We start from the raw sequence: 24,417 nt of genomic DNA on the forward strand, positions 1-24,417 counted from the left end.
TAGGTTTCAACAATCATCGAGTAAACCGTGGTTCTAATTATAGAATATAAATTATATTTTGCTTTGCACTCAGATACTTCTGGAATAATCCAAGCTAATACTGGTCTCAGTCACGAGTCTAGAATCGAAAAAGATGTTTGACGAGTACTATCAAATTTATTAGATAGTAAGGAAACAATAGATTTATTCATAATTCGGAGAGCGGAATCTGATACTTGGAACTGGACGCCTACGAAGCCTCTGTCGTACCATCACACTACTTACCAATGACGTGAGCCACTCTGTTCAGTCAGGCTACATCGAGTACGCTGAGAGTGAACGTGACTACCGCTTGCACTATCGTAACCAGCCAGTCCCATCTGGCCGTACTGCTGGCCAGTGTTGTAGTTTTAAAGTCGTAATCCCGAAGTTCTACGCGTCGCTAGGCAAACCTGCTATGTCAACGACGTTGACCGTCGAAGGGATGAGTTGCGGTCATTGTGAACAGACCGTCGAAGAGGCCATAGAAGCTCTCACTGGTGTCCAGAACGCTGAAGCCGACCGGGACACCGAACAGGTGACTGTCGTCGGCGACGCCAGCCCAGAGCAACTCATCGCCGCTGTGGAGGATGCGGGTTATGATGCGGGGCCCTGATACAGTCGCTCCACGGTCAGTATACTAGCTGTTGTCGGTGCGGTTTTAGACACTGCCGGTCACCAGATCGTCGGTGAGGGTCTCAGCTGTCTCGTATGGGTACCTGCGCTGTTGAAAACCGCTTCAAATCCGTCTCTGCGTTGCTCAGCAGTAACTGCTGTCATAATGAAAGCTCGTGAAGCCGTCCGAATCGCCACCCAGTCCTGCCGCGAGCGTTATTCCAACTCCTGTGGGGAGGCACAGCAGAAATCGAGCCCGACTGATTCGAAGACGCGAGCGAACGGCGAATTCTCCCTAACGAGTGCGTCAAGCGGTCAGCCCGGCTCGGTGGATTCGGCCATTAATAGCCGTTGCTGGGACCGCTCTATTCCCCTACTCTCGGATTTGAGTGCCGTCGACTACGGTCAGAACGGGGCTTCCGTCTCGTCGTCGGCCGAGCCGTCGATGGGCGGCTCGGCCTTTCCAATCAGGACTCTGAACTCGCCGGGGTCCCGGCGGCGGTAGGTCCAGTGGAATTCCGGTCCCGCTTCGGCCTCGAACTGGTGGTACAGCGGCTTGGGGTCGTGGTCGTTGACGAGAATGAACCCCGTCCCGATGTCCAGTTCTGCGTACGCTTCGAAGATCTGCTCGTGTCGCTGTGCCGGCGGGAGCTCTCTGACATCGAGTTCCTCTGTGATCTCGATGGACTCGTCGTCAGATGGTGTGGCCGACACAGTATCGTCAGCGGTATCCGAATCAGCGGCCTCCTCTGTATGCGATGTTTTCGTGATCTGGACGCGACAGCGGCCGGGCTCTGACTCGACGACTTCCCAGGTGAACGTGTCGCCGTACTGCTGTCGGAACTCCCGGTGCAGCGGCCGCGGTTCGTGGGGGGCGACGAGTTCCATCGTCCCACCCCGGGGTATCATTCCGTATCGGTGATGGATCGTCGGATGCCGTTCCTGTTTGGGTATCTCGCGGACGTCATACCGGGTGACGATATCCTCGTCGGCAGGCTCAGAATCGCCAGTCTTGACGACCTCGACCCGCCATTCGCCGCCTTGACTCGCGTAATCCCATTCGATTACGTCCCCGTGCAGCGATTTGAGCTCGTGGTACAGCGGCTTGGGATCGTGATCGTTGACGAGGATGAATCCTTCACCCGCCGCCAGATCGTCGAAAATCTCCAGGAGCGCCTTGTGTCGCCGTTGTGGCTTCAGGTCACGGACATCAATCGTGGCGAGTGACTCGTCCTCAAGCGGTTCGCCGACGGTCACCGCAAGCTCCCGCGGCTCCGCGTCGGGATGTGCGTATTCCCACTCCAGCGACCGGGCGTGTTCGAGCTGGTAGCGAACCAACTGAGGGTCGATATCCCTGTCGGCCACGACTTCGATGGTGTCACCGACCTCCGCACCCGCCAACCCGTCGAAGAGCTGTTCACAGCGTTCTCCTTCCGACTGGTCTCACACCTGAATCTTCGTTGGCATCTCTATACTGGATGGTACACAAGCGGACTGATGTCACCTGTCCCGAAGGGGTTCGGCAGCGCTCCGATCACCAGTAACGGTCCAGAGCATGCTCTGAATCGATTTGCCCAGAAAGTACCCGATAAGGCCCCACAGAACGCTACTTTCGATGCCCTGCAACGTGACCCCGACACCCGCACAAAGGATACCAAGGACAACGCCGGGATAGGTCTCCGCAGGCGATAGTGCCTCCATAGGCTCTTTCAGCCGTTTGTGAAAATGAGTATTCGTCCGAACCTGTTCGTGTCGGGGTGAGACCCGATACCGGAGAGGCTGTAGCTGCCAGGAGACAACGTGTCGCTGAGGATCCGGGTCCGGCCAGTTGGGGCCGGGTCGTCGTTTTGCCAAACGTATCACTCGAGAGCAGACCAGGGACGTATCAGTACCCACCAACCGGTGTTTTTCTCCCCATCTCAGCCGCTTTTCCGTATTCTACCACTTGGTAAAAACACAGATGTCGAATGACCTGTCGATAGACGCCGACTGGAGCACACAGTACATCAACGGCGAGTGGGTGCCCGCTGACGACGGGACAACCACCGCTGTCGAAGACCCCTCGACGCGTGAAGTCGTCGCCACTGTCCCCGCCGCGACCGAGAGCGACGTGGACGCCGCCTACGAGGCCGCGAGCGAGGCGCAGGACGAGTGGGCAGACGCCCCGCCAGCCCAGCGCGCCGCAGTCATTCAGCAATTCCTGCAGGTACTGCAAGAGCACGATGACGCAGTCGCCGACCTGCTGGCTCACGAGGTCGGCGGCTCCGCCATCATGGGCGAGACATCCATCCAGATCGCCTCCGACCACGCAGGTGAGGCGGCGACACTGCCTCGGCGGATGAAAGGCGAGCACGCAGAGTCGAACATCCCGGGGAAGGAAAACACCGTCGAGCGTGGACCGAAGGGGGTCGTAACGGTCATCTCCCCGTGGAACTTCCCGCTGAATCTGAGCGCGCGAGCGGTCCTCCCTGCCATCGCCGCCGGGAACAGCGTCGTCCTCAAACCCTCGACGAACTCGCCGATCACGGGCGGGCTGCTGTTCGCGAAGCTCTTCGAGCAAACCGACCTGCCCCCCGGCGTGCTGAACGTGGTGACCGGTCGCGGCTCGGAGATCGGTGACCGCGTCGCCAGCCACCCGGAAAGCGACGTCGTCTCGTTTACCGGCTCAACGGCGGTCGGACAGCACGTCGCGGGACTTGCGGGAGAGAACCTCGCAGTGCCTGCGATGGAGTTGGGCGGTAACAACCCGTTCGTCGTCACCGGCGACGCCGACATCGACCGCGCGGTGGACGCGGCGACGTTCGGCTCGTTCGTCCACCAGGGACAGGTGTGTATCTCGATCAATCGGCACATCGTTCACGAAGACGTCTACGACGAGTACGTCGAGAAGCTGACCGAGCGAGCCAGTTCGCTCACCGTCGGCAGCGCCCACGACGCCGCGACTGAAGTCGGTCCGATCATCGACGAATCCCAGCGCGACGAGATGCTCGACTACGTCAAGCGGACCGTCAGCGCCGGCGCGACGCTCGAAACTGGCGGTGAGACGGCAGCAATCGACGGCACTGACGATTCGCTGGTGGTGAAGCCGACGGTGCTCTCCGGCGTGACCAACGACATGCCGGCCGCCGCCAACGAGCACTTCGGGCCCATCGCGCCAGTGATCCCGTTCTCGGATGTCGACGAGGCCGTCGAAATCGCTAACGACACGGAGTACGGACTCTCCGGTGCCGTCCACGCCGGAGACCTCTCGGTCGCGAAGGACATCGCCGGTCGGATGGAGACCGGAAACGTCCACATCAATGACCAGCCGATAAACGACGAAGCCCACGTGCCGTTTAGCGGCATCGGCGCTTCCGGTGTGGGCGAGTACAACAGCGACGCGTTCCTCCGGGAGATCACTGAGACGAAGTGGATTTCCGTCCAGCACGAGCCCCGCGACTACCCGCTCTGATTACGGTCGACCGATAGAGCCTCAAGCTATAGTAACAATTGAAACGATTTACACACCGACCGCACTGCAGTCGTGCGGTCGGGTGTGCATTGATTTTCAATGGCTACTATAGAGCGGATTCCGCCGCGTGACCGCGCCGGCGGATCTTAGGCGAGTCCGGCGGACTCGCGGTATTGGTAATCGCCAAAGCCCAGCAGTGGGAAGAAGAGGATTCCCAGGAACGCGAGTCCGAGTCCGAAGCCGATGCCCCGTCCGAACGCCCTGGCTACGCCAGCGTGAATTTTGTATAACGCGTAAATGTTCACGATGGGGACCAGCAGCAGCACTAACCACCACCACGGGTTTTCACCGATCTGGAGCATGACATAGAGGTTGTATATCGGAATGATTGCCTTCCAGCCTGCGTGATCAGCCTTCTCGAATACCATCCACATCCCGGCGATCTGGATACCGGCAATCAACAGATTGAGCAGGAACAGTACGATATCACCTGCGCCGCTGTTCTGGAGGGGGGCAACGAACACCTCAAGCGGGACCATATCGGCAGTGGCTTTCGGGTGATGAAAAAAAATGGCGAATCCTCGTCACGTCGCCACCGTTCTCTGCCACTGGAGACGTTTTGCGTTATGTAATTGCTCTGATTACAGTCCGATAGGTTCGGCCACGGGCGTTATCTTGAACGAGGGAACAGAGAGGTTTGAACACTCAAAGCGCACGCGCAGTCACACAGTCGCCGGTAAACGTCATCGAACGATAATCGAATACGTTCAGCTAACAACCGCGTCCGTCTCAGACTGTGAAAGGGCCCTTCGAACAGCCGACGAACTGCTTACGAGTCTACAGTATCGCCGCTTGCAGCACTCTGTTCTGTAGGCGGCTGGATGGTCAGGTGGTCGCGCATCGACTCGATAAGGGTCGCCGGCAATCGAATGTAGCCGTCGGGATCTCGCTCAACGTTGAATATTTCCGGGAGATCGCTATCTATGACAATTGTTTGAAGTTCTCCGGTAGCTGTATCGAGCGTAATGTTTTGCAGTGTGCCGATTTCGCGGCCATCGGTACTCACTACTCGGACGTTGGAGAGCTGGTTTGCGAGGACCATTCGCATATCAGTAGATCGTCCCGAAATTACCATAAAAATACTGCATCTCTCCCAGTTCTGCACGCCTTATTACCGCTCATTGCACAAACCAGTAAGCACGTAGACGCCACGGACATCGCCGCCGAATCGGCGTGCCGTTTTCACCAGGGTTCAGCTATTGCGGTGCTTGTGGCCGTTATCGGTGATTGCACGATAGAGGTTCTGAACAGCCGCAACGATTCGATTGGCAGTGCCGAATTCAACGTGGTTTTAAGCTACCGCAGGCGGTTTTTCAATTCCACCGTAACTATCAGTCGCATGCCAGCGAATTGCCCTCCACCTGCGATACGGTACTGTCGGCAGCACCGAGCCCAAGTGTACACACATCTGCCCTCGCCCCGGGAGGTGATCCTGTGAGCGTTCGGTCGGTGGCGCTGGCCGCGGTACTCATCGCTGCAACGGCGACGGGTCCGGGGCTGGCCGCTGCGGAGCGGGCCACGCTCTCGGAGGACAGTTTTCCGTTGCACTCCGACGAACAACAGGTGGTCTCCGGAGAGACAACGCTGGAGCCCGGGGCGGAGATGACGGTCAGAATCAAGTCAGCTGATGCATCGAACCCGTTTATTCAGCAATCCCAGGTCAGAGTGCGACCCAATGGGACATTCGCCGCCCGGTTCGATCTGACCGGGGTGCCAGCGAACACGTCGTACGAACTGTACGGCCACGTCGACGGTGACACGCTGTTTGAACGTACCGGAACCGTAGCCCAGTGCGACGGCGACTGTACTGATCCGGTGCCAGAGACCCCGGCGCGGACTGACGACGGCGAAAACGTCGTCACAGTCTCCCAGGGTGAAACCGCCGAAATTCCGGTCTCGATGACTGACGGGGGGACGAAAACGCTCTCTGTCGGCAGCGAGGCAACCAACTACCGGATCAACGCGACCGTCAGTGACGAGGACGGCGACGGCGAGGTGTTGGTTCTCTTCGACACCGCGGCCGCCGGCACGGACGCGGAGACCCTTACCGTCGCGGACGACGGTGACTCACTGACCGTCACTGCGTCAGAGCCGGAACTCCCGTCGAGGCTTGACCCTGCCGCGTATCCCTACCGCGTTTTTGAGGATCAAGCAACCGACAGCACGCCGACTGTCGGCCGCCTCGTCGTCGAAGCAAACGAGACAGCGAACGAGCAGTTCGAGGTCGAGGAGACGACCGAATTCGGTTTCGAGGAGTCGGTGACCAGGATTCAACAGGGCAACACCGGTCGGATTACTATCGCCCTGGCAACCGCTGACGCGGCCACTGTCTCTATCGGAAGCCCGGCCATCAACTACGAGATCAATGCGACCGTCCGTGACGGAAACGGCGACAATCGCGTCGCTCTCCTGTTCGATACCACGGCGGCGGGTCGCGACGAACCGACTCTCCAAACCGCCGCGGATGCCGACGCCGTGGCAGTCGAATCCGGTTCGGAGGTCGCCCTCGATTCGCAACTCGCTGCGGGCAGCTACGACCTGTCGCTGTATCGCGGGACTGAGGCGGCCGGCCAGCCCGATGCAGTCGGAACACTGACTGTCACCGAGGGCACCGCCACGTCCGCGGACGCGTCTTCCGACGGCGTCGATTCGGTGAGCGGCGAAACGTCGGTCGCAAGGCAGTCTCAGGGCAGTAATCTCGGGATTGGGGGCGGCGCTCTCGCCATCGGCGGCGTACTCGCCGTCGCCGGCGTGGGGATCTGCTTGCGAGCGATTATGGACTGAAGCTGCTCCGGTCACCGAACACACGGTTTCTGAAGCACTATCGGGCTACAGCGAGGCAGCTTTTCTATTCGGACGCCTGCTCTCACTGACCCGGTTACAACGTCATCGCCGGGCGTTGGGTCGTTCTCTCCTGCGTTCAAACCGGCCAAAGCCGAAGAGTCCGCCTGGCAGTGTGACTCGGTCAGGCTCACTCGTCGGCTAGTAGCGCAGCTATACCGAGAACAGTGAGACAGAGACAGAAGAACAGAACGCCTGGCTCGACGACTTCGAAAACGAACCTCGCGAGTGTGTTGGCCCCGCTGACCGGCCCTGCGTTCGGGCTCGCCGGAGCTAGGACCCCACCCCCCCGCGGTTGAGTTCGCCAGCTTCTCCGCGCCCCACTGGACGAGGAGGCTCGCAAAGCCGATCAGCCCCACCCCAGCGACAACATTGGCCAGCGACTGCTGGATGCGTGGCTCCATGTCATGGTCACCGACCAGCACAATCGGGTCACTCGCGGGGCCGTACACGGTCATCTCGTTGCCTTTCGAGGAATAGACCGTTTCGACCGGTTCGATGAGCTCTGCGTCTTCGAGGTTCGAGACGTGGTAGTGGACGTTCTGGACCGACGTGTCACACCGGTCCGCTATCTCAGACGGCGTTCCAGGCTCGTCGTACAGCGTGCGGAACAGCGACCGACTGGTGTCCGAAGCGAGCGCATCGAGCACGTCATCGGTTTCGTTGTCCGCGACGCCGAGCACCCGCGGTGATTCGTCAGCGGTCCCGGTCCGCTCCTGTATCTTTTCGATGAGACTCGACATAGCGTCACTGTCGGATACGTGACACGGCAGTTTTCATAGGCCTGTGGCTGGCTTAAAGAGAGATTTAACCATCGGTGCGGTTCTGTGCAGCCCGGACAGCACGGACCGGATCAACTGCTCCGTGCCCGGTTCCGTTGTCGAGTCCCGGCCTTCCCACGTCGCTGGCGGTCTGTTCCAGCAGCCGTTCGGTATCGCGGGGAGACAGCGACTCGTTGGCCTCCAGCAGCAGGGCCGCAGTGCCACCGACGTACGGGACTGCGGCCGAAGAGCCGACGAAGCCGTCAGGTGCGGCGGCGGCGAACTGCCGGTCCGGTGCCACGACGTCGACACCAGTACGGCTATCGACAGTCGGGCCGCGCGAACTGAACGGTTCGAGTTGGTCGACGCGGCTGTTGTACGCCCCGACAGTGATAGTTCTGCGTGCGGTCCCCGGCGCGACGATACTGCTTCGGGCCGTCGCGTGTTGGAGGTCGTGCGTCGGTGATACGAGCCGTAGCCGAGTGCCAGTCGGCGATGCTGGCCCCCGAACGACGAGATAGTAGTCGCCGGGCCTGACATCGGCAACGATACGCTCGTTTGGTACGGCATCGCCGCGGTAGGGCTGTGAGCGGGCGACGAGACGGGAGTCGGTTCCGTTCGTTCGATACAGTTCGACCGTGTACTCCTCGTCTGCGTGGTCGGGCTCCCACGAGAGCCAGACCGTGATATCGGTCCCGCCTCGAACGTAGTTCCGCCGGCTCTCGTTCGTAAACGAGATCGTCCGATTGTCGGCGGTCTCGGCGGTGTATCGACCTGACCAATGCGACTGCGCGAGGTTGCCGGACGGGGCGATGAATACAGATCCACTCCACGTCGCTTGCGTCGCGCTCCGAGCGACCGGTCCGGTTCCGTCACCCGGTTGCCCGTAAAACGAGACCGGTGCGACGATTACGTCGACGTTCGCTCCAACGAGCCAGTCCACGGCCTGTTGATAACTATCGACGCTGTCGATCCGCGCGAGGTATAAGTCGGCGTCCGGTGCGGTCCGTGACACGACTGCCGCCGTCGCAGTTCCGTGTGCCTCACGAGTCTCGTGTGCAGACCCAACACCGAAACTCCGCGTTTCGACGACTTGGCCGGCGATCGCTTTCGACTCCGTGTCGAACCCCGTTGGGTCGACGATACCGACTGAAACGTCAGAGCCCGTGATGCCGGCCGCGTGGAGCCGATCGAACTTGCCGGCTGTTCCCTCCGACACTGACATCGGTTCGCTGTCGGCCCTATTCTGGCGGGAGTCCGCCGGAGTCGTCACCGCGAGCATCGCGATGCTACCAGTGAGACACACGATAGCGACGACAGCCAGTAGCCCCACGGTACGATCACGCACAGCCGACCACCCGCCGCGAAGCTGCCGACGGTGTGCGGAGCGACCGCCTCTCAGCGATCAGTCCCCGGATATCGAGTGTCATCTCGAAGTGTTCGGGTGCGCGGTGGCAATCAACGTACAGATCATCGGCAATGAAAATCAGTGCACACCCGGTCACACAGCAGCGGTACAATCGATGCCCGGGTCGTTTCATTGTTATTCTCGATTTCGGCCGTTGGTGTACTACCAGCCTTCTGTAAATCGAATGGTCGACAACGGGGAGGGCTGAGCCCGTTGACGTGCGGACAACCGGAGCGGAATGGATTCCGTCTCGTGGCAACTGGTGTGGCGCTCGGGGAGGGGGTGGTAGCCGGGCACCTCTCAGGCGGTTCCGGCGTTTGATCCGATGGGTGGAAGCATACTAAAGCTACCAGAGACTAAAAACTAGTTTTAAACCTCGGGGAACAAGCGTTGTGACCCTCTTCTCACGCATAAGTGATCGTCACCGATGGGGCCATACCGAAATGCTAAATGGAAGCTGATTTTGAGGGGCGCTATGGGATCTCGACTGGATGTTGCGCCCTGATACTGGCCTGCCGAGATTCAAAGGCGGGCCGTTGGTTCCCGTTGTAACGTACCTCCTGGTGCTTGTCGTCCTATCCGGACTGGTAACTATCTCTCCGAGGACGTCACCGCCGCCTATTCTGGGGACGCTCTGGGGTATTTTCCTCGTCGTACTCACAGTCGCTGCGGTCAGAATCGAGGCCGTAGCACCACGCTCTCTTCTTCCACCTGCTCGCACCTTGTTGCCCGTGGTTGGGGTTGTCGCCGCGTTCTGGGGACTGTACAACCTCGTCGCGCTCGCCCTCGCACTGGGTGGCGTCTCCGGGTTCGAAGCCACGCTATCGAGAACCGCCGCCCATCCGCTCTTGTATCTCGCGGCGCTTTTCAGTTCGCTTCTGTTCACTGCTGTTCCGGAAGAATTCCTCTTTCGCGCCTACCTGCAGCAGAAATGCACGGCGCTGGCCGGCGGGATTACACGACGCGCAGTGCTGTCCGGCATCGGACTCGTCGCAGTCCTGTTCGCACTCTTCCACCTCCCGCGGTGGTTTCTGGCGTTGGGGCACGGCGTCGGGTCTGCGCTTGCCGCCGAACTTCTCGGGTTGACGCTCATGGGGCTGGCCTACGGGAGCGTGTACGCATTGACGGGCAACCTCTGGCTCGTCGCCCTGTTTCATGCATCGATGAATCACCCGCCGTTCATCATCACGGTGAACATCCCATCCGGACTCCATCTGGTAGCCGGTGTGATCGAGTACGCCGCCATCGTCTCGTTAGTCTACCTCACTGTTCGTGTGACGGGTTCTGATGGGACACCGATTGTCTGGACTCGTCGAGATACATCGGCCCCAGTTAGGGAGTGACGACCGGAACAATAGCTCTCACGAGCCCCGTGCGGATTCCGATCTGTTCGTGGGTACGACCACCTCGTCCGACTGCACTGAGCGAAACTTACCGTCGCGCTATCGACAGTGGTTCTCAGCCGATAAGTCATAATAATTGACTAGTTATAAGTGACAGCTATACTAGCATGCACATGGTTGTGTTAACCAATGTCAATGAACGCTGTTGTGTACAAGGGACCGAAGGAAGTGGCCGTCGAAGAAGTAGATGAACCGGAAATAGAGCACCCGAACGACGTACTGATCGACATCACAACGACGTGTATCTGCGGGTCCGACCTCCACATGTACGAGGGGCGGACAGCGGCGGAGCCTGGTATCGTGTTCGGCCACGAGAACATGGGTATCGTCACCGAAGTCGGGGACGCCGTCTCCTCGCTGGAGGAGGGTGACCGCGTCGTCGCCCCGTTCAACGTCGCCTGTGGTTTCTGTGAGAACTGTGAGAACGGGTACACGGGCTTCTGTACGAACGTCAACCCCGGCTTCGCCGGCGGGGCCTACGGCTACGTCGCCATGGGTCCGTACAAGGGCGGGCAGGCCGAGAAGCTCCGAATCCCCTACGCGGACTTCAACGCGCTCAAGCTCCCGGAGGGCGACGAGCACGAGGACGCGTTCTCGCTGCTCGCGGACATCTTCCCGACAGGCTGGCACGGGACGGAACTCGCCAACCTCGAACCGGGCGACTCCGTCGCCATCTACGGGGCCGGTCCGGTCGGGCTGATGGCCGCGTATAGTGCGAAGATCAAGGGTGCGGCCGAAATATACTCTATCGACCGCGTCCCGAGTCGGCTCGAACTGGCCGAGGAACACTGTGACGCGACACCGATCAACTTCGAGGAGGGCGATCCGGTCGAGCAGATCAAAGAGCAACACGGCAGCGGTGTCGACAAGGGTGTCGACGCCGTCGGGTACCAGGCCATCGACCCTGACAAGGAAGCCGACGACGCGTACGACCCCGCGCGGGAGAACCCGGCCGTGGTCATCAACAACCTCATCCGGACGGTGAAACCGACCGGCGAACTCGGGATTCCGGGGCTCTACGTACCGGAGGACCCGGGAGCCCCCGACGACATGGCCGCGCAGGGCCGTCTCGGCATCGACTTCGGGCTGCTCTTCGAGAAGGGGCAGGCCCTCGGGACCGGCCAGTGTAACGTCAAGTCCTACAACCGAGAGCTTCGCGACCTGATCATCGAAGGCCGCGCCGACCCCAGTTGGGTGGTTTCCCACCGCGTCGATCTTGAAGAGGCCCCCGAGATGTACGAAGCCTTCGACAACCGGGAAGAAGGCGTCACCAAGGTGCTGCTGGAGCCCTGACACCGGTTCTCTCGATCCATTTTTTGCGATAGCTATACGTCCGACTGCCGAGTATGCACAGCTATGTGTCAGTACTGTAGCTATCGGTTCCACGACGGCTGGACGCAGCTACTGTCCTACGATGACGTCTATCAGACCGCGATGGGCGGCGAGTCCGAGTCGACGTACGGGTTCCACGAGTCGTGGGACGAACTCCGCGACGAGGTCGGCTACGGCACGACCTGATCGTGACTGCTGTAGGTCACCGCTCCCGCGGAAACGGATCGCTGTCGAAAGTCTGAGTTTGCTCCTCATCCGTGACCAGACAGTCGTCGAGTTCGGCAACGATGGCGTCCTCGTCCATCTCCTGCCCGATGAAGACGAGCCGAGTGGACGGATCGTCGTCGCCCCACTCGCCGATGGGCCCGGCTTGGACCGACGGGCCGGCTTGACTCACGCCGAGGACTGCCTCCGGCCTGCTGGCGACCCACGCGAACCCCTTGGCGCGGACGATAGCGCCGTGCCAGTCGTCGAGCCAGTCGTTGAGCCGAACGGGATGAAACGGCGTGTCTCGTCGATAGATGAACGATTCCACGCCATGGGCCGCTGCAGCCGGCATCTCGTCGTCGTGATCGTGACCGGTGTGGCCGTCCGGGCCGCCTGACTCGGCCAACGCCTGTTTCCAGCCCTGCTGTCGCTTGGCGGCCTCGAAATCGAACCGCCCGGTTCCGAGCACGTCGTCGGGGTCGACTTCGCTGTAGGTGGTTTGATGGATGGACGCCCGAGGCTGGAGCGTTCTGATCGCGGCCTCCACGGATTCGAGCGCGTCGTCGGGGACCATATCACACTTGTTCAGAAGGAGCACGTCGCAGAACTCTATCTGGTCGACCAGCACCTCGGTGAGCGGCCGCTCGGGGTCGGGTGCAGTGTCCGGAAGCGATTCCTCGGGGTCGAACGCTTTCCAGAACCCGTAGGCGTCGACGACCGAGACCGTCGTATCCAGATGGAACCCCTCCGGGGGGTCGCCCCCGTCCGGCCCGACGGTCAGCGTTCTGGCGATGGGGATCGGCTCGCTGATGCCGGAGGCCTCGACGACTAGGTAGTCGAACGACCGTTCTTCGGCGAGCCGCGTCACCTCGGTGACGAGGTCGTCCTGGAGCCGACAACAGATACACCCGTTCGAGAGGTCCACGACGCCCTCCTCGCCCGTATCCGCCTCGTCCGCGATGAGCTCCGCATCGACGTTTATCTCCCCCATGTCGTTGACGACGACGGCGATTCGCCTGTCGCCGGGCTCGCTCAGCAGCCTGTTGACCAGTGTCGTCTTCCCAGCGCCGAGGGGGCCGCTGATGACCGTCATCGGAATCGAATCCGAGGCTGTAGACATGCTACCACAACGCACGTATCAGTACGTAATAAATCCGGGTCCGGAACCGACTCGCAATTGTAAACTGTGGTTGCCAACAGCGTTTCTTTGTCCCATGCCAGAGTTGGAACACCCGGTCAGTACAGGAGATATAGCTTTCACCAGTATCAGAACCATTATCTGTCGAGGTTCATGATTCATATCGGATGGATCGAGTCAGTAGAACACAACTTCTGAAAGTGGGCGGCTTCTCCGTGTTGTTGATTCTGGTACTCGCTGGCCTCCCGTTCCTCAAACGAAATGTCAGCGGGTCAGCTATGGTGGTCACGTTTGGCACGCTGAGCATCCTTGCGGGTGGCTGGATGATCCGTTCGCCAGAGAAACACGATCTTGTCGTGGCGAACAAGGATGACTATTCGGAGTCGAAAGTTCGATGGCGACGAGTTGAGGAGCGCCTCGGAGGAGTCGTCGCAGTCGGTGTTGGCCTCGCGTTCATTTACCTCGGGCTTACATAACTGCTTCACTCGTTCTGTCTCGGGTGGACTGCTGCCCTTCGTGACCGATACGCATATCTACTTACCAATTTGGGTGTTCGAGTTTCAGGCGCGCTCCTGAATAGCGAGAGCGCGCCAGCAACCACTGTAAAAGCCGCCGAGAGAACGGGCTTTATCTCGCCGCCTCCGGACATGTGACTATGAACCTACAGACGGAGACCTGGACCGACGTGGCGGACGTCGAGACGGACCTGGCGCTGCTTCCCGTCGGAAGCACGGAGCAACACGGGCCACACGCCCCGCTCGGGACGGACACGCTCGACGCCGAGGCGGTCGCCGAACGCGGTGCCGAGCGCTACGACGACCCCGTCGTCGTCGCGCCGGCAGTCCCCGTCGGCGTCGCCGAGGAGCACCGGGCCTTTTCAGGGACGCTGTGGACCTCCGAGTCGACGTTCCGGTCCTACGTCCGGGACATCGTCGGGAGCCTCGCCAGCCACGGTTGGGACCGCGTGGTGCTGGTCAACGGCCACGGCGGCAACGTCGACGCGCTGCGGGAAGTCTCGGGCACGATAACCCGCCACGACGAGGCCTTCGCCGTCCCGTTCACGTGGTTCGACGCGGTCGGTGACCACAGCGCCGACATGGGTCACGGCGGGCCGCTGGAGACCTCGCTGCTCCGGCATACGAATCCCGAAACAGTCCACGAGGACCGACTGGACGAGGCCGCGGACGGTGGCAGCGACGGCTGGGGGGAGTGGCAAAGCGGCGTCAACCTCGCGTTCGATTCCGACGAGTTCACCGAGAACGGCGTCGTCGGCGACCCGCGAGAGGGCAGCGCCGAACGCGGGGAGACGCTGCTGGAGCTGACGACGGAGTCGCTCGTCGAACTCCTCGATGCAGTCGCGGACCGGCCGGTCGGCCCGCGAGACTGAGCCGCAGCGGCCGAATTTACCGATATGGAACGCGCTTCTTCGGTCTATTTGCCCGGTTCTCTATTGGTAGACACGTAAAGTGGGTTTGGAAGGCACTATTAGAGAAACAAAAGGCAATATTATCAGAGTTTAACACCCGATTCCGCCATATTACGGCCGAATTTGTAGATAGTATGGCTGTCCCGAATCGGACTGCGGAACCGCGGCCGACTGGCCGCGCCGACTCAGTCGTCGCCGGCTCCTCGCTTTCGAACCTGTTTGCCGCCGGCATCCGGCGTCCGGAGCACCGTCTCGTCCGTCTCCGGTCCAAGAACTTCGACGCGAACACTGGACACTTTGTACTCGGGGATCCCAGCCGTGGGATCGAACGTCTCCCCAGTGAGTTTGTTGACCGCGCCCGCGGCGAAGTGCATCGGGATGAACAGCGTCCCCGGGCCGACGCGCTCGGTGACCTGCGCCTTGACCACGATGTCGCCTCGCCGGGACTCGACGCGTACGTACTCGCCGTCGGCGATGCCGAGTTTTTCGGCGGTCTCGGGGTGCACCTCGACGAAGCTCTCGCCGACGTGGCTCATCAGCCCCTCGACGCGGCGGGTAATCTGGCCCGTGTGCCAGTGATAAAGCACCCGCCCGGACGTGAGCGTTAGCGGATACTCTTCGTCGGGGATCTCGCCGGGATGGCCGCCGTCCGCGGGAACGAACCGGGCCTTTCCGTCCTCGAAGTTGAAGTTCCCCTCGTCGTAGTCGTAGAGGTACGGCGTGCCCTCGTGGTCCTCGTCCCAGCAGGGCCACTGCAGGCCGTGTTCCTCGCCGGATTCGAGGCGGTCGTAGGTCACCCCGCCGTAGATGGGCGCGAGCGAGTTGATCTCGTCCATGACCTCCCGCGGGTGGTCGTAGTCCCAGTCGTAGCCGAGCCGACGGGCTAAGGCCTGCGTGATTTCCCAGTCCTGGCGGGCTTCGCCCGGCGGCTCAGACGTGGGGCGGACCCGCTGGATGCGCCGCTCTGTGTTGGTGAACGTGCCGTGTTTCTCCGGCGAGGTGGCCGCCGGCAACACCACGTCGGCGTAGTCCGCTGTTTCGGTCATGAAGATGTCCTGGACGACGAGGAACTCCATGTCTTCTAGCGCCTCGGCGGCGTGCTGGATATCGGGTTCCGAGAGCGCCGGGTTCTCACCGACGACGTACATGCCGCGGAGGTTCCCCGCGTGGGCCTCGGCGAGCATCTCCGGTACTTTGAGCCCGGGTTCCTCGGGCGGTCGCTCGCCCCACGCGTCGGCGAACTTCTCGCCGACCTCGTCGTCGGCCGGGTTCTGATAGCCCGGCAGACTCCCCGGCAGGGTCCCCATGTCGCCGCCGCCGCCCTGGACGTTGTTTTGGCCGCGGAACGGCGAGAGGCCGGCACCCGGCTTGCCGACCTGGCCCAAGACGAGCGCGAGGTCAGCCATCGCGATGAGGTTCTCCGTGCCGTGGCTCTGCTGGGTCATCCCCATCGCCCAGCCGAAGACGACGCTGTCAGCGTCGGCGAGTGTCTCGGCCGCCGAGGCGAGTTCTTCCGGTGACACGCCCGCGAGTTCCTCGACCTTCTCCGGCGTGAACGCTTGGACTTTCTCTCTGACTTCCTCGAAGTTCTTCGTGTTACGCTCGATGAAATCTTCGTCGTGCAGGTCGTGTTCGATGATGTAGCGAATCAGGCCGTTGAGCCAGGCCACGTCGTAGCCGGGGTTCGTCCGGGTGTACTGGTCGGCGTGCTCGGCGATGCCGACCTTCCGCGGGTCGAACACGACGAGGTCGGCCCCGTCGCGGACGTTCTGCTTGATTCGCGTGGCGAGCACCGGATGGGATTCGGTGGTGTTGGAGCCGCTGATGAGGTACGCGTCGGCCTCGCCGATATCCTCGTTGATGCGGTTGGTCATCGCGCCGTAGCCGAGCGTCTGCTGGAGCGCGGCGACCGTCGAGGAGTGACACAGCCGGGCGCAGTTGTCGATGTTCTTCGTGCCAAGCACCTGGCGGGCGAACTTCTGGACGAGGTACGCCTCCTCGTTGCTCCCTTTTGAGGAGGCGAGACAGCCCAGCGAATCGATGCCGTGTTCGTCCTGAATCTCGGTGAAACGCTCGGCCACGTAATCCAGCGCCTCCTCCCAGCTCGTCGGTTCGAGGTCGCCGTCGTCATTGCGGATTAGCGGCTCAGTGACCCGTTGCTCGCTGTTGGCGAACTCGTGGCCGAACTTCCCTTTCACGCAGGTCGAGAAGTTGTTCGCGGGCGCGTCGTCGGGGTCATCGACCGGGACGACGCCGAGTGAGTCGCCGTCCTTGCCCCACATCTCGAACCGGCAGCCGACGGCGCAGAACCCGCAGGTCGTCTCCTGCTTGTCGATTTTCGAGAGGCGGTAGTCGCTGACCGCGCTGGCGATGTCGAACAGCCGGCCTTCGGGCATCGTGTTCGCCGCGATGCTCTCGGCGGTGTGTTCGCCAGCGAGGAACGCCTTCTTGCCGTAGTCCTTGGCGATGTCGCCGGCCCGGCGCTTGGCTTGCGAGGCGAACCTGGCGAGGCCGGTCTTCCCTTTCGCCGCTCTGGGGTCGCCGGGTTCGAACCCGCGGTTCGGGGCGGTGGTGTCGTCGATCGTCTCGACGTCCTCGTGTTCGATGACTTTCCCGATGGAGTTCCGTTGCGTGAAGCCCGGCAACGGGAGCGTCGCAGCGCCGCCGATACCCTTCTCGGTCAGCGAACCGGTGGGGCAGACAGTAGCACAGTGCCCACAGGAGACACACTCCGAGTCGTGCATGGTTTCGGCGTCGGACTGGAAGCCGATGCGGGTGTCCTCGCCGTGGCCCTCGATACGGAGGACGCCCTCGACCTGCACGTCGTTGCAGGCGTCGACACAGCGGTTACAGAGGATGCACTTGTTGCGGTCGATCTGAATGAACGAGGAGGTGTCGTCGATGGGTTCGTACTGGTCGCGCTCATCGAAGACGCCGTAGCGGGGGTGATCGACGCCCTCGCTGATGGCGGCGTCCTGCAGTTCACAGCGGCCGTTGCCGTTGCAGGTGGTACACCGGAGGTTGTGGTTCGACAACACGAGGTCGAGGTTGACGCTACGGGCTTCCTCGGCGTCTGGGGTGTCCGTCGAGACGGTGAGGCCGTCCTCGGCGGGGAACGAACACGACGGGACGAGGCCGTGTTCCTCTGTTTCGACCATGCAGGTCCGACACTCGCTACGCGGGCCAATCTCGTCGCTACAATCGCCGTCGCGGTCGTAGTAACACAGCGCCGGCACGTCGGCGTCGTCTTCGACGCCCTCGGCACCGGGGTCGACGCTGACAATATCGTCGTCGAGGTCCTGTAGCGCGTCGATGATAGTCGAACCCGGGGCGACGGTGACTGGCTCGCCGTCGACAGTGAGCGTCGTCGGGTCGTCCGTGTCGGTCCCCACGTCGGGGTCGTTGGCGGTTCCGGTCTCGAACTCTTGGGTGACTGGCGTCTCGGGTTGTGGGTCGTGTAGGTCTGGAACTCGTGGAATCGATTTGTCTGTGCTCATAGTTTCTCCGTACAGGTGCCGCTGGGACAGTGGCCGTCGGTGTGAGCGCGGAACTCGGGTTCGAACTCGTCGATGGCTGTGGTCACCGGCCGGGGCGCGTGCGCGCCGGTCTGGCAGTTGCTCGACTGGCGCATCACACGGCCAAGTTCGCGTATTTTGTCGCTCTCGAACGAGCCGTCATATATATCCCGAAGGAGTTCGGCGAGCTGTTTCGTCCCCTCGCGGCCGGGGACGCACCGACCGCTGTTCTCCATCGACGCGAACCGTGCCCGTTTTCCGACCGTCTCGACGGTGCATCGATCGCTGTCGAACAGTTCGACGACGCCGTTGGTGCCGAGGCCAGCGGCGCGGAGAGACTGGGCGGTCGGTGCCATGTCGAGGCTGCGAGTGACACCGCCCAGGACGCCGCCGACACAGGCCATCTTGAACGAACCGTCCATCTCGACCACCTCGCGAACCGCCGCGAGGTTAGCGCTCGACCCGAGTTCGACTGTCGCCCGGTCGGCAACGTCGCCGGTGACAGTCACGATTCGCGTTCCGGGGTCAGCGGCGTCAGCGTCGACGCTATCGGGCTCGGCGATGGCCCGCTGGACGTGCGCGAACGTCCGCGGCGTGTGGATGACTGTCGGGCGGCCGTACAGGCCGCGCTTGGCCGGCGCGGGCGGCTGGAGCCGCGGTTCGACGCGGTCGGCCCCCTCCAGCGCTTCGAGCGCCGCCGTGGGTTCGCCGGCGCGGAACTCGTCCGGGCCGGCCACGAGTTGGGGCACGACGGGGAGAGTATCGGCGGCCGCGTCGATTGCCTTCCGGAGGTCCACGTGCAGGTCCGACCGAGACTCGTTGACGTAGACGACAGCGTCCCCGGCGTCCACGTACTCGGCGACCGCCGCAACCCCATCAAGGACCGCCATCGGTGCTCCGGAGAGGAGTGTTTCGTCGCCCGTCGGGAGGGTGCTTGCATCGTTTGCGTTACAGACGACCACCGGGTCGCCGTCGGTCGCTCTGGTCGTTTCCCACACATCGCTGACCGGCTCGTTAGTAGCCGCGTCCCCGCGGCCCCGGCCCAGCAGCCCGCCCCCCGCTGCAATGTCAGCGGTTCGGTCAGTCGAGACGAACGACCAGTCGGCCGGGTCCAGCGGGGCGACCCAGCCACAGGGACCTAACACTGACCGCCGGCCGACCGAGAGCGGGCCGCGCTCCGGAACGGGAAGCGACGCCGTTTCGGGGTCGTGCTCGACGACTGCGTCCGCGTCGGCTGTCGGTACTGTACCCGCTTCCAATTCATCAACGAGGTCACGGACAGTCGCCGGTGACGGGTCACCGTAGAAGGCTGTCTGTCCGTTCCTTGTGACCATCACCAGCGGTGTGGCCGCTGTGATGCCCGTCGGACCCGTCCTGACGACCGGTACAGAGTCCGCCGCTGCCCGTGCCGCGGCCAGGGTCCGGTCCCCGCTCGCTGGTCGCTCGTCCGTCGACACCCGGACGACGGTCGAGCGAGCGAGGGTAGTGGGTTCCTGTGTCATACTCTGTGCGTGGTGCTGAATGATTAAAAACCCCGGCCGACCCAGCGGCCACCGGTTGCACTGGAATCCTCGAATCCCACAACATATCACTTGCTTATGCACTGATCGGACAGAGCTGGTCGGTTCGTTCCGTCGAAACAATGAGGCAGCGGGACGTTGATCCACTCGAAACGATGAACCCACGATTCGAGGAGGTCAAAACGGAGGCGTCAGCCGCGATAACCGAGGCCGACCTGCGCTCGGTGTATACCGGTATCATCCACGAGGACGGCCGTCACGAGTACTATTTCGGTAACGACACCGAGGAGGCGGCCGAGCTCCGCGAGGCAGCGGCGATACAGCTCGGGATGTTGCTTCGCGTCCTCGCGGACCGCTCGGACAGTAGCGTCGACGAACTCACAGACCTCGCCGCGGAGCGCGCCGAGGGGATGGAGCTACGGTAACATCCGGACCGGCAGCGCTCGTTAGTCGGTGGTCGCGATAGCTTCGATCTCGACCGCTGCACCTTTCGGGACCGCACCCACGCCGACGGCGCTCCGCGCCGGCGGTTCCGAGTCGAAGAACTCGCTGTAGGCCTCGTTGAACGCGTCGAAGTCGTCGATGTCGTCGAGATAGACGGTTGTCTTGAGCACGTCATCGAGGGAGAGCCCATCCGACTCCAGAATCGCCTCGACGTTGCGGAGACACTGCCGCGTCTGGTCGGCGACTGGCTCGTCGTCGAGCAGTTCGCCGTCTGTCGTTAGCGGGAGCTGTCCGGCGGTGATGAGGAGGTCGCCGTTCGTCGTTGCCTGACTGTACGCGCCGACCGCGGCCGGTGCCTCGTCGGTGCTGATTACGCGCTTCATACGCAGCCCTACCTGGCCTCGTTGCATAAATCCCGCCCGTGTCGGGTCGCACTCGCACAACGTTCTCGGGAGCTTACCAGTTGTGTCCAGTCACTGATTGATGACGACAATCGCGGTCAGCGCCAGCCCGATACCGGCGGCTTTCGTCACTGTCATCGACTCCCCGAAGGCGATGACGCCGATGACCGCAGCAGTGATGAAGTACATCCCGCCGATGGTGGAGACCACTGCTGTCGATCCGACGGTTACGCCGACGAACGTTGAAACCACGCCGACTGCTGCCGCGACACCGGCCGCGCCCGCGAACAGCAGGCCTCTGTTCGTGACAACGAGCGACGCGTCGGAGACAGCGACGTACATGCCGGTCACGACCGTCGCGGCCGCATACGACACGAACGCTGCGGTTTCTGGGTCCATCGTACTCGACGCGATGTTGCCGAACGCTATCCAGAACCCCCAGGCTATCATCGTCCCCAGTCCGAACAGGACGGCGGCGTTCATCTGCCTAGCCCCCGTATGAACCGGCTCCAGTTACCAATGAGTTCTCCGGGCGAACAGCGACATCTATGCTCGTGCAATCGACGCATCACGCAGAGTGTACGCGGCCCGCTCTCTTCAGTTCGGTGTCCACTCGCCGCGTGTTTTTTATGCCGACTCCGACAACAGTGTGGCAATGGCTAACGTCCCGGAAGACTCGTCAGACCGGACACTGGAGGACGTGTTCTATCCGGCCGACAGGATTCCGTTCGTCGAATGGGGCGAGTTCTCCGGGGCGAAGCCGACAGTTGTCCTGACCGGCGCGGTCGCGCTCCTGGCGTTCGTGACCGGACTTTCGAATCTCAGCCAGGCGTCGCTGGCTCTCGATGGTCCGCTGAGCGCCGTCGTCGGCCTTCCGTTACCCTTCGTCCGGTTCGGCGGTGTGTTGTTTGCGTTCGTCCTCGGCATCGTGACAGTCGGGCTCCAGCGGCGTAAACGACTGGCCTGGCGCGTGGCGGCTGTCGTGCTTCTGGGCCTGGTACTGCTGCCGCTTGCCACGTTTCAGCCCACGGACATCCCTCTGCTGGTGATGACGCTCGTCACGTACCCGCTGCTGGTCCGGAACCGCCACCGGTTCGACCAGTCTCTGGACCTCTCACCGATTCAGATTGCGTCGCTGTCGGCGATCTTCGGGGTCATTCTCTACGGGACCGTGGGTGCTTACGGACTGCGGGGCCAGTTCCTCGAACTCGACAGCTGGGGCGATGCCGTCTACTACGTCGTCGTCACCATCGCGACGGTTGGCTACGGCGATATCACACCTATGACGGCGGAAGCACGGTGGTTTTCGCTCTCGATCATCCTGTTCGGGACCGGTGCGTTCACCGTCGCCGTGGGCGCGCTCATCGGGCCGGCTATCGAATCCAGAATGGCGACAGCGTTCGGAGTCATGACAGCATCAGAACTCACACTTCTCGAGGACCACGTCGTGGTTCTGGGGTACGGAGACGTTACGGCATCGCTGCTCGAGGAACTGGGCGACGAGACGGAGGTCGTCGTCGTCACGCCCGACGAGGAAACCGTCGCGTCGCTGCAGAGCGAGGACGTGAACCTGCTCACCGGCGACCCAACCGACGAGGACGTTCTCCGGGATGCACGCGTCGGGACTGCGAGTGGCGTTGTGGTGGGGAGTAACGACGACGCACGCGACGTGCTCGCGGTCATCGCAACAAAAAACGTCAATCCGGACATCAGAACAGTCGCGGCGGCGACCGCCGAGAAACACGTCGAAAAGTTCCGCGCTGTCGGGGCGGACGAAGTTATCAATCCCCGCTCTATCGGCGGGCGACTCCTGGGCCAGTCGGTGCTGGGCCGCGGGTCGAGCGAAGCACTGCTGGACGGAATCGAGACGGACGGCGACGGACCCGAAGCCGACGCCCCCGAGTAAACGTCCGGAAGCCTGTCACCGACGGTATCGAGACCCTCTGTCCCCTGTTTGAAGCGCGCTCTGGGATAGTAATATATGTATTCGATACTGAACATCGAGGTATGGCCACCTCGGACGCCAGTGGCATTGCGGAGATCGTCGGCCAGCTACTGGTTCCACTGTTTGCCGCGTCCGGGGCGCTCGTACTCGCGGGGTTCTTTTTTCCCACACTCGTCGGCGAAGCCGTCACCGGCCCGGCGTGGCTGACTATCGCCCTCGTGTTTTTCAGTTCGGGACTGTGTTACATCGCGCTGCTTCCGTACTCCGAAGACAACACCGCGCCGGCTGCGGCCGATGTCTTCCTTCGCGTCCGCCGGACCGATGTCCGCAGGGCCGTCCGCGAGTTCCTCACACAGCACGAGCCAGCGATCCTCACGTTCCCGGTACTCGTGTTCGCCGGGTTCTTCGGGCTCCAGGCGGCATATCCGACACGGACGACCAATGCCGTTGACGCGGCAGCGGCCACGGTGCTGCGCGGTGGTGGGCCGCTGTTTCTCGCCGCCGTCTTCCTTTCCGTCTGTTACTGCCTGTTCTTGCTGGTGGGGCCCTGGGGCGACATCAAGCTGGGCGGTCCCGAGACGGAGCCCAGCTACACCTATCCGACGTATTTCACGCTCGTGTTCACCGCCGGCATCGCGGCCGGGCTGGTGTTCTGGGGGCCCACTGAGGCTCTGTTTCACTACGATCAGCCGCCGCCGTACATCGGGGCTGCTGCCGGATCGCCGGACGCTATCAACGGCGCGCTGGTGTACACCCTTTTCCACTGGGGCGTCTCGGCCTGGAGCGCCTACGCCGTCATCGGCGTCCCGATAGCGTACTTCGCGTTTACGCGAGGCGCTCCGCTCCGGGTCTCGACAGTGCTGGCACCGATTCTCGGCGTTGACGGGCTGGATTCGGTGTGGGCCAAACTAGTCGACACGCTGGCCGTCTTCGCCACTATCGGCGGTATCGCCACCTCGGTCGCACTGGTGAGCGAGCAGTTCCTCGCCGGTATCAATTACCAGTGGGACGTGGCGGCCGGTGAAGTCGGACCGGTCCTGTTCGTCGGCGGATTGACGCTGATATTCGTGGTCTCCAGCGCGACCGGGATTCACCGCGGCATCCGTCGCATCGCCGGTCTCAACGTCGTCCTGTTCGGACTGTTCGCACTCCTCATCGTTGCCGTCGGTCCGCGGTCGTTCATCCTCCAGCGCGGGACGCAGGCACTCGGGACCTACGTGGTGGAGTTCGTGCCGTTGAGCCTCCACACGGGCGGGCAGTGGGTCGCGGAGTGGACCGTCTGGAACTGGTCGTGGTGGTTCTCCTGGGCTCCCTTCGCGGGGCTGTTCATCGCCGCCCTCTCCCGCGGCCGGCGGGTCAGGACCGTCGTGTTCACGGGCGTCGTCGCGACCTCGGCGGCGACGATGGTCTGGTTCCTGCTACTCGGCGGCACGTCGCTGTTCATCCAGCAGACGGGGCGGGCCGATATCCTCGCCGCTATCGCACAACGCGGTGGTTCGGAGGCCGTCGCCGGGTTCCCGCTGTTCGCATCGTTGCCACTGGGACAACTCCTTATGTTCCTGTTCCTCGCGCTCATCATCGTGTTCATGGCCACGTCGGCGGACACCTCGACGCTCGTCGTTTCAGTGCTGGCGACGCGACGGGGGATGGCACCGTCGGCGACGCATATCGTCTTCTGGGGTGTTTTCCAGGGTGCAGTCGCCGTCTCGGTGTTGCTTCTCGGGGGCGCTGAGACGTTACAGGCCCTGGCAGTCCTGGCTGGCGGCCCGTTCGCCGTGATATCGCTCGTGGCGGTCGGTGGGCTGACCGTGACATGGTATCGGGACGAACAGGACCACACATCCCTCGTCAGACGTGCGGTCAGGAAACTGCCGGACATTCAGACGCATCACGACGTGGACCCACCAGAAAAGAAATAGACTGCGCGGTCGC

Annotated in this window: 20 protein-coding genes and 1 pseudogene; 11 read left to right on the plus strand and 10 right to left on the minus strand. The window is 62.3% G+C overall.

Going from position 1 to position 24,417, the window contains the following annotated elements; translation table 11 throughout:
• The first annotated feature begins 436 nt into the window (after positions 1 to 436).
• Positions 437 to 634 carry a heavy-metal-associated domain-containing protein gene (locus ACOZ4H_RS17835; RefSeq protein ID WP_424330609.1) on the plus strand — a complete coding sequence of 66 codons (198 nt, stop codon included), beginning with the start codon at positions 437 to 439 and terminating at the stop codon, positions 632 to 634.
• 404 nt (positions 635 to 1,038) lie between these two features.
• Here ACOZ4H_RS17835 and ACOZ4H_RS17840 read toward each other — a convergent pair whose 3' ends face one another.
• Positions 1,039 to 2,034, minus strand: a complete 996-nt coding sequence (locus ACOZ4H_RS17840) for a DUF2249 domain-containing protein (protein WP_424330610.1) — start codon at positions 2,032 to 2,034, stop codon at positions 1,039 to 1,041.
• Between the two features lie 559 nt (positions 2,035 to 2,593).
• Between ACOZ4H_RS17840 and ACOZ4H_RS17845 the strand changes: the two genes are divergently transcribed.
• Positions 2,594 to 4,084, plus strand: a complete 1,491-nt coding sequence (locus ACOZ4H_RS17845; protein ID WP_424330611.1) for an aldehyde dehydrogenase family protein — start codon at positions 2,594 to 2,596, stop codon at positions 4,082 to 4,084.
• Between the two features lie 146 nt (positions 4,085 to 4,230).
• On the opposite strand, the gene ACOZ4H_RS17850 is transcribed toward ACOZ4H_RS17845, so the two are convergent.
• Both ACOZ4H_RS17850 and ACOZ4H_RS17855 read right to left on the minus strand, forming a co-directional pair.
• On the minus strand, positions 4,231 to 4,623 hold the full coding sequence (locus ACOZ4H_RS17850; RefSeq protein ID WP_424330612.1) for a DUF5684 domain-containing protein: 393 nt from the start codon (positions 4,621 to 4,623) through the stop codon (positions 4,231 to 4,233).
• A gap of 290 nt (positions 4,624 to 4,913) precedes the next feature.
• Positions 4,914 to 5,192 (minus strand): PRC-barrel domain-containing protein, encoded by a 279-nt coding sequence (locus tag ACOZ4H_RS17855; protein WP_424330613.1) that lies wholly within the window; start codon positions 5,190 to 5,192, stop codon positions 4,914 to 4,916.
• 386 nt (positions 5,193 to 5,578) lie between these two features.
• Between ACOZ4H_RS17855 and ACOZ4H_RS17860 the strand changes: the two genes are divergently transcribed.
• Positions 5,579 to 6,928: a BGTF surface domain-containing protein gene (locus ACOZ4H_RS17860; protein WP_424330614.1), complete on the plus strand. Its 1,350-nt coding sequence runs from the start codon at positions 5,579 to 5,581 to the stop codon at positions 6,926 to 6,928.
• 187 nt (positions 6,929 to 7,115) lie between these two features.
• Here ACOZ4H_RS17860 and ACOZ4H_RS17865 read toward each other — a convergent pair.
• Together ACOZ4H_RS17865 and ACOZ4H_RS17870 are read right to left on the minus strand one after the other, a co-directional pair.
• Positions 7,116 to 7,728: pseudogene (locus tag ACOZ4H_RS17865) on the minus strand (ArsR/SmtB family transcription factor).
• Positions 7,729 to 7,792: 64 nt separating this feature from the next.
• Complete coding sequence (locus ACOZ4H_RS17870) at positions 7,793 to 9,094, minus strand: S8 family serine peptidase (protein WP_424330615.1); 1,302 nt, start codon at positions 9,092 to 9,094, stop codon at positions 7,793 to 7,795.
• Between the two features lie 551 nt (positions 9,095 to 9,645).
• On the opposite strand from ACOZ4H_RS17870, the gene ACOZ4H_RS17875 reads away from it, so the two are divergent.
• The 3 genes from ACOZ4H_RS17875 (at position 9,646) to ACOZ4H_RS17885 (ending at position 12,075) form a co-directional block, all read left to right on the plus strand.
• Positions 9,646 to 10,497, plus strand: a complete 852-nt coding sequence (locus ACOZ4H_RS17875; protein ID WP_424330616.1) for a type II CAAX prenyl endopeptidase Rce1 family protein — start codon at positions 9,646 to 9,648, stop codon at positions 10,495 to 10,497.
• 195 nt (positions 10,498 to 10,692) lie between these two features.
• A complete protein-coding gene (locus ACOZ4H_RS17880) occupies positions 10,693 to 11,850 on the plus strand; it encodes a glutathione-independent formaldehyde dehydrogenase (protein WP_424330617.1) in 1,158 nt (385 codons plus the stop codon).
• A gap of 63 nt (positions 11,851 to 11,913) precedes the next feature.
• A complete protein-coding gene (locus tag ACOZ4H_RS17885; RefSeq protein ID WP_424330618.1) occupies positions 11,914 to 12,075 on the plus strand; it encodes a hypothetical protein in 162 nt (53 codons plus the stop codon).
• A 16-nt stretch (positions 12,076 to 12,091) separates the two neighbouring features.
• Here ACOZ4H_RS17885 and ACOZ4H_RS17890 read toward each other — a convergent pair whose 3' ends face one another.
• On the minus strand, positions 12,092 to 13,189 hold the full coding sequence (locus ACOZ4H_RS17890) for a CobW family GTP-binding protein (RefSeq protein ID WP_424330876.1): 1,098 nt from the start codon (positions 13,187 to 13,189) through the stop codon (positions 12,092 to 12,094).
• Positions 13,190 to 13,401: 212 nt separating this feature from the next.
• Here ACOZ4H_RS17890 and ACOZ4H_RS17895 point away from each other — a divergent pair, with 212 nt between their 5' ends.
• Complete coding sequence (locus ACOZ4H_RS17895; RefSeq protein WP_424330619.1) at positions 13,402 to 13,710, plus strand: hypothetical protein; 309 nt, start codon at positions 13,402 to 13,404, stop codon at positions 13,708 to 13,710.
• Positions 13,711 to 13,889: 179 nt separating this feature from the next.
• A complete protein-coding gene (locus tag ACOZ4H_RS17900; protein ID WP_424330620.1) occupies positions 13,890 to 14,621 on the plus strand; it encodes a creatininase family protein in 732 nt (243 codons plus the stop codon).
• A 224-nt stretch (positions 14,622 to 14,845) separates the two neighbouring features.
• Here the strand turns inward: ACOZ4H_RS17900 and fdhF are convergent, their stop codons facing one another.
• Together fdhF and ACOZ4H_RS17910 are read right to left on the minus strand one after the other, a co-directional pair.
• Complete coding sequence (gene fdhF / locus ACOZ4H_RS17905; protein WP_424330621.1) at positions 14,846 to 18,157, minus strand: formate dehydrogenase subunit alpha; 3,312 nt, start codon at positions 18,155 to 18,157, stop codon at positions 14,846 to 14,848.
• Positions 18,154 to 19,677, minus strand: a complete 1,524-nt coding sequence (locus tag ACOZ4H_RS17910) for an NADH-ubiquinone oxidoreductase-F iron-sulfur binding region domain-containing protein (protein WP_424330622.1) — start codon at positions 19,675 to 19,677, stop codon at positions 18,154 to 18,156. Before ACOZ4H_RS17910 ends, fdhF begins: the two co-directional genes overlap by 4 nt.
• 173 nt (positions 19,678 to 19,850) lie before the next feature.
• Here ACOZ4H_RS17910 and ACOZ4H_RS17915 point away from each other — a divergent pair, with 173 nt between their 5' ends.
• On the plus strand, positions 19,851 to 20,120 hold the full coding sequence (locus ACOZ4H_RS17915; protein ID WP_424330623.1) for a hypothetical protein: 270 nt from the start codon (positions 19,851 to 19,853) through the stop codon (positions 20,118 to 20,120).
• A gap of 21 nt (positions 20,121 to 20,141) precedes the next feature.
• Here ACOZ4H_RS17915 and ACOZ4H_RS17920 read toward each other — a convergent pair whose 3' ends face one another.
• Positions 20,142 to 20,522, minus strand: a complete 381-nt coding sequence (locus tag ACOZ4H_RS17920) for a Rid family detoxifying hydrolase (RefSeq protein ID WP_424330624.1) — start codon at positions 20,520 to 20,522, stop codon at positions 20,142 to 20,144.
• A 90-nt stretch (positions 20,523 to 20,612) separates the two neighbouring features.
• Positions 20,613 to 21,023, minus strand: a complete 411-nt coding sequence (locus ACOZ4H_RS17925; protein ID WP_424330625.1) for an EamA family transporter — start codon at positions 21,021 to 21,023, stop codon at positions 20,613 to 20,615.
• Between the two features lie 172 nt (positions 21,024 to 21,195).
• On the opposite strand from ACOZ4H_RS17925, the gene ACOZ4H_RS17930 reads away from it, so the two are divergent.
• Entirely contained in the window at positions 21,196 to 22,446 is a 1,251-nt protein-coding gene (locus ACOZ4H_RS17930) for an NAD-binding protein (protein ID WP_424330626.1), read from the plus strand.
• A gap of 101 nt (positions 22,447 to 22,547) precedes the next feature.
• The gene (locus ACOZ4H_RS17935) at positions 22,548 to 24,404 is read left to right on the plus strand and encodes a BCCT family transporter (protein ID WP_424330627.1); all 1,857 of its coding nucleotides are present in this window, start codon (positions 22,548 to 22,550) and stop codon (positions 24,402 to 24,404) included.
• Positions 24,405 to 24,417 lie beyond the last annotated feature (13 nt).

Source organism: Haloarcula amylolytica, assembly GCF_049705545.1.
In the GTDB taxonomy this organism is placed as follows: domain Archaea; phylum Halobacteriota; class Halobacteria; order Halobacteriales; family Haloarculaceae; genus Haloarcula; species Haloarcula amylolytica_B.

What these genes read in the sequence shown, in the direction of transcription:
- ACOZ4H_RS17935 (WP_424330627.1), top strand. Translation starts at nt 22,548, where the DNA reads ATGGCCACCTCGGACGCCAGTGGCATTGCGGAGATCGTCGGCCAGCTA.
- ACOZ4H_RS17855 (WP_424330613.1), bottom strand. Translation starts at nt 5,192, where the DNA reads ATGCGAATGGTCCTCGCAAACCAGCTCTCCAACGTCCGAGTAGTGAGT.
- ACOZ4H_RS17835 (WP_424330609.1), top strand. Translation starts at nt 437, where the DNA reads ATGTCAACGACGTTGACCGTCGAAGGGATGAGTTGCGGTCATTGTGAA.
- ACOZ4H_RS17910 (WP_424330622.1), bottom strand. Translation starts at nt 19,677, where the DNA reads ATGACACAGGAACCCACTACCCTCGCTCGCTCGACCGTCGTCCGGGTG.
- ACOZ4H_RS17900 (WP_424330620.1), top strand. Translation starts at nt 13,890, where the DNA reads ATGAACCTACAGACGGAGACCTGGACCGACGTGGCGGACGTCGAGACG.
- ACOZ4H_RS17845 (WP_424330611.1), top strand. Translation starts at nt 2,594, where the DNA reads ATGTCGAATGACCTGTCGATAGACGCCGACTGGAGCACACAGTACATC.
- ACOZ4H_RS17920 (WP_424330624.1), bottom strand. Translation starts at nt 20,522, where the DNA reads ATGAAGCGCGTAATCAGCACCGACGAGGCACCGGCCGCGGTCGGCGCG.
- fdhF (WP_424330621.1), bottom strand. Translation starts at nt 18,157, where the DNA reads ATGAGCACAGACAAATCGATTCCACGAGTTCCAGACCTACACGACCCA.
- ACOZ4H_RS17895 (WP_424330619.1), top strand. Translation starts at nt 13,402, where the DNA reads ATGGATCGAGTCAGTAGAACACAACTTCTGAAAGTGGGCGGCTTCTCC.
- ACOZ4H_RS17915 (WP_424330623.1), top strand. Translation starts at nt 19,851, where the DNA reads ATGAACCCACGATTCGAGGAGGTCAAAACGGAGGCGTCAGCCGCGATA.
- ACOZ4H_RS17890 (WP_424330876.1), bottom strand. Translation starts at nt 13,189, where the DNA reads ATGACGGTCATCAGCGGCCCCCTCGGCGCTGGGAAGACGACACTGGTC.
- ACOZ4H_RS17880 (WP_424330617.1), top strand. Translation starts at nt 10,693, where the DNA reads ATGAACGCTGTTGTGTACAAGGGACCGAAGGAAGTGGCCGTCGAAGAA.
- ACOZ4H_RS17875 (WP_424330616.1), top strand. Translation starts at nt 9,646, where the DNA reads ATGTTGCGCCCTGATACTGGCCTGCCGAGATTCAAAGGCGGGCCGTTG.
- ACOZ4H_RS17885 (WP_424330618.1), top strand. Translation starts at nt 11,914, where the DNA reads ATGTGTCAGTACTGTAGCTATCGGTTCCACGACGGCTGGACGCAGCTA.
- ACOZ4H_RS17925 (WP_424330625.1), bottom strand. Translation starts at nt 21,023, where the DNA reads ATGAACGCCGCCGTCCTGTTCGGACTGGGGACGATGATAGCCTGGGGG.
- ACOZ4H_RS17850 (WP_424330612.1), bottom strand. Translation starts at nt 4,623, where the DNA reads ATGGTCCCGCTTGAGGTGTTCGTTGCCCCCCTCCAGAACAGCGGCGCA.
- ACOZ4H_RS17930 (WP_424330626.1), top strand. Translation starts at nt 21,196, where the DNA reads ATGGCTAACGTCCCGGAAGACTCGTCAGACCGGACACTGGAGGACGTG.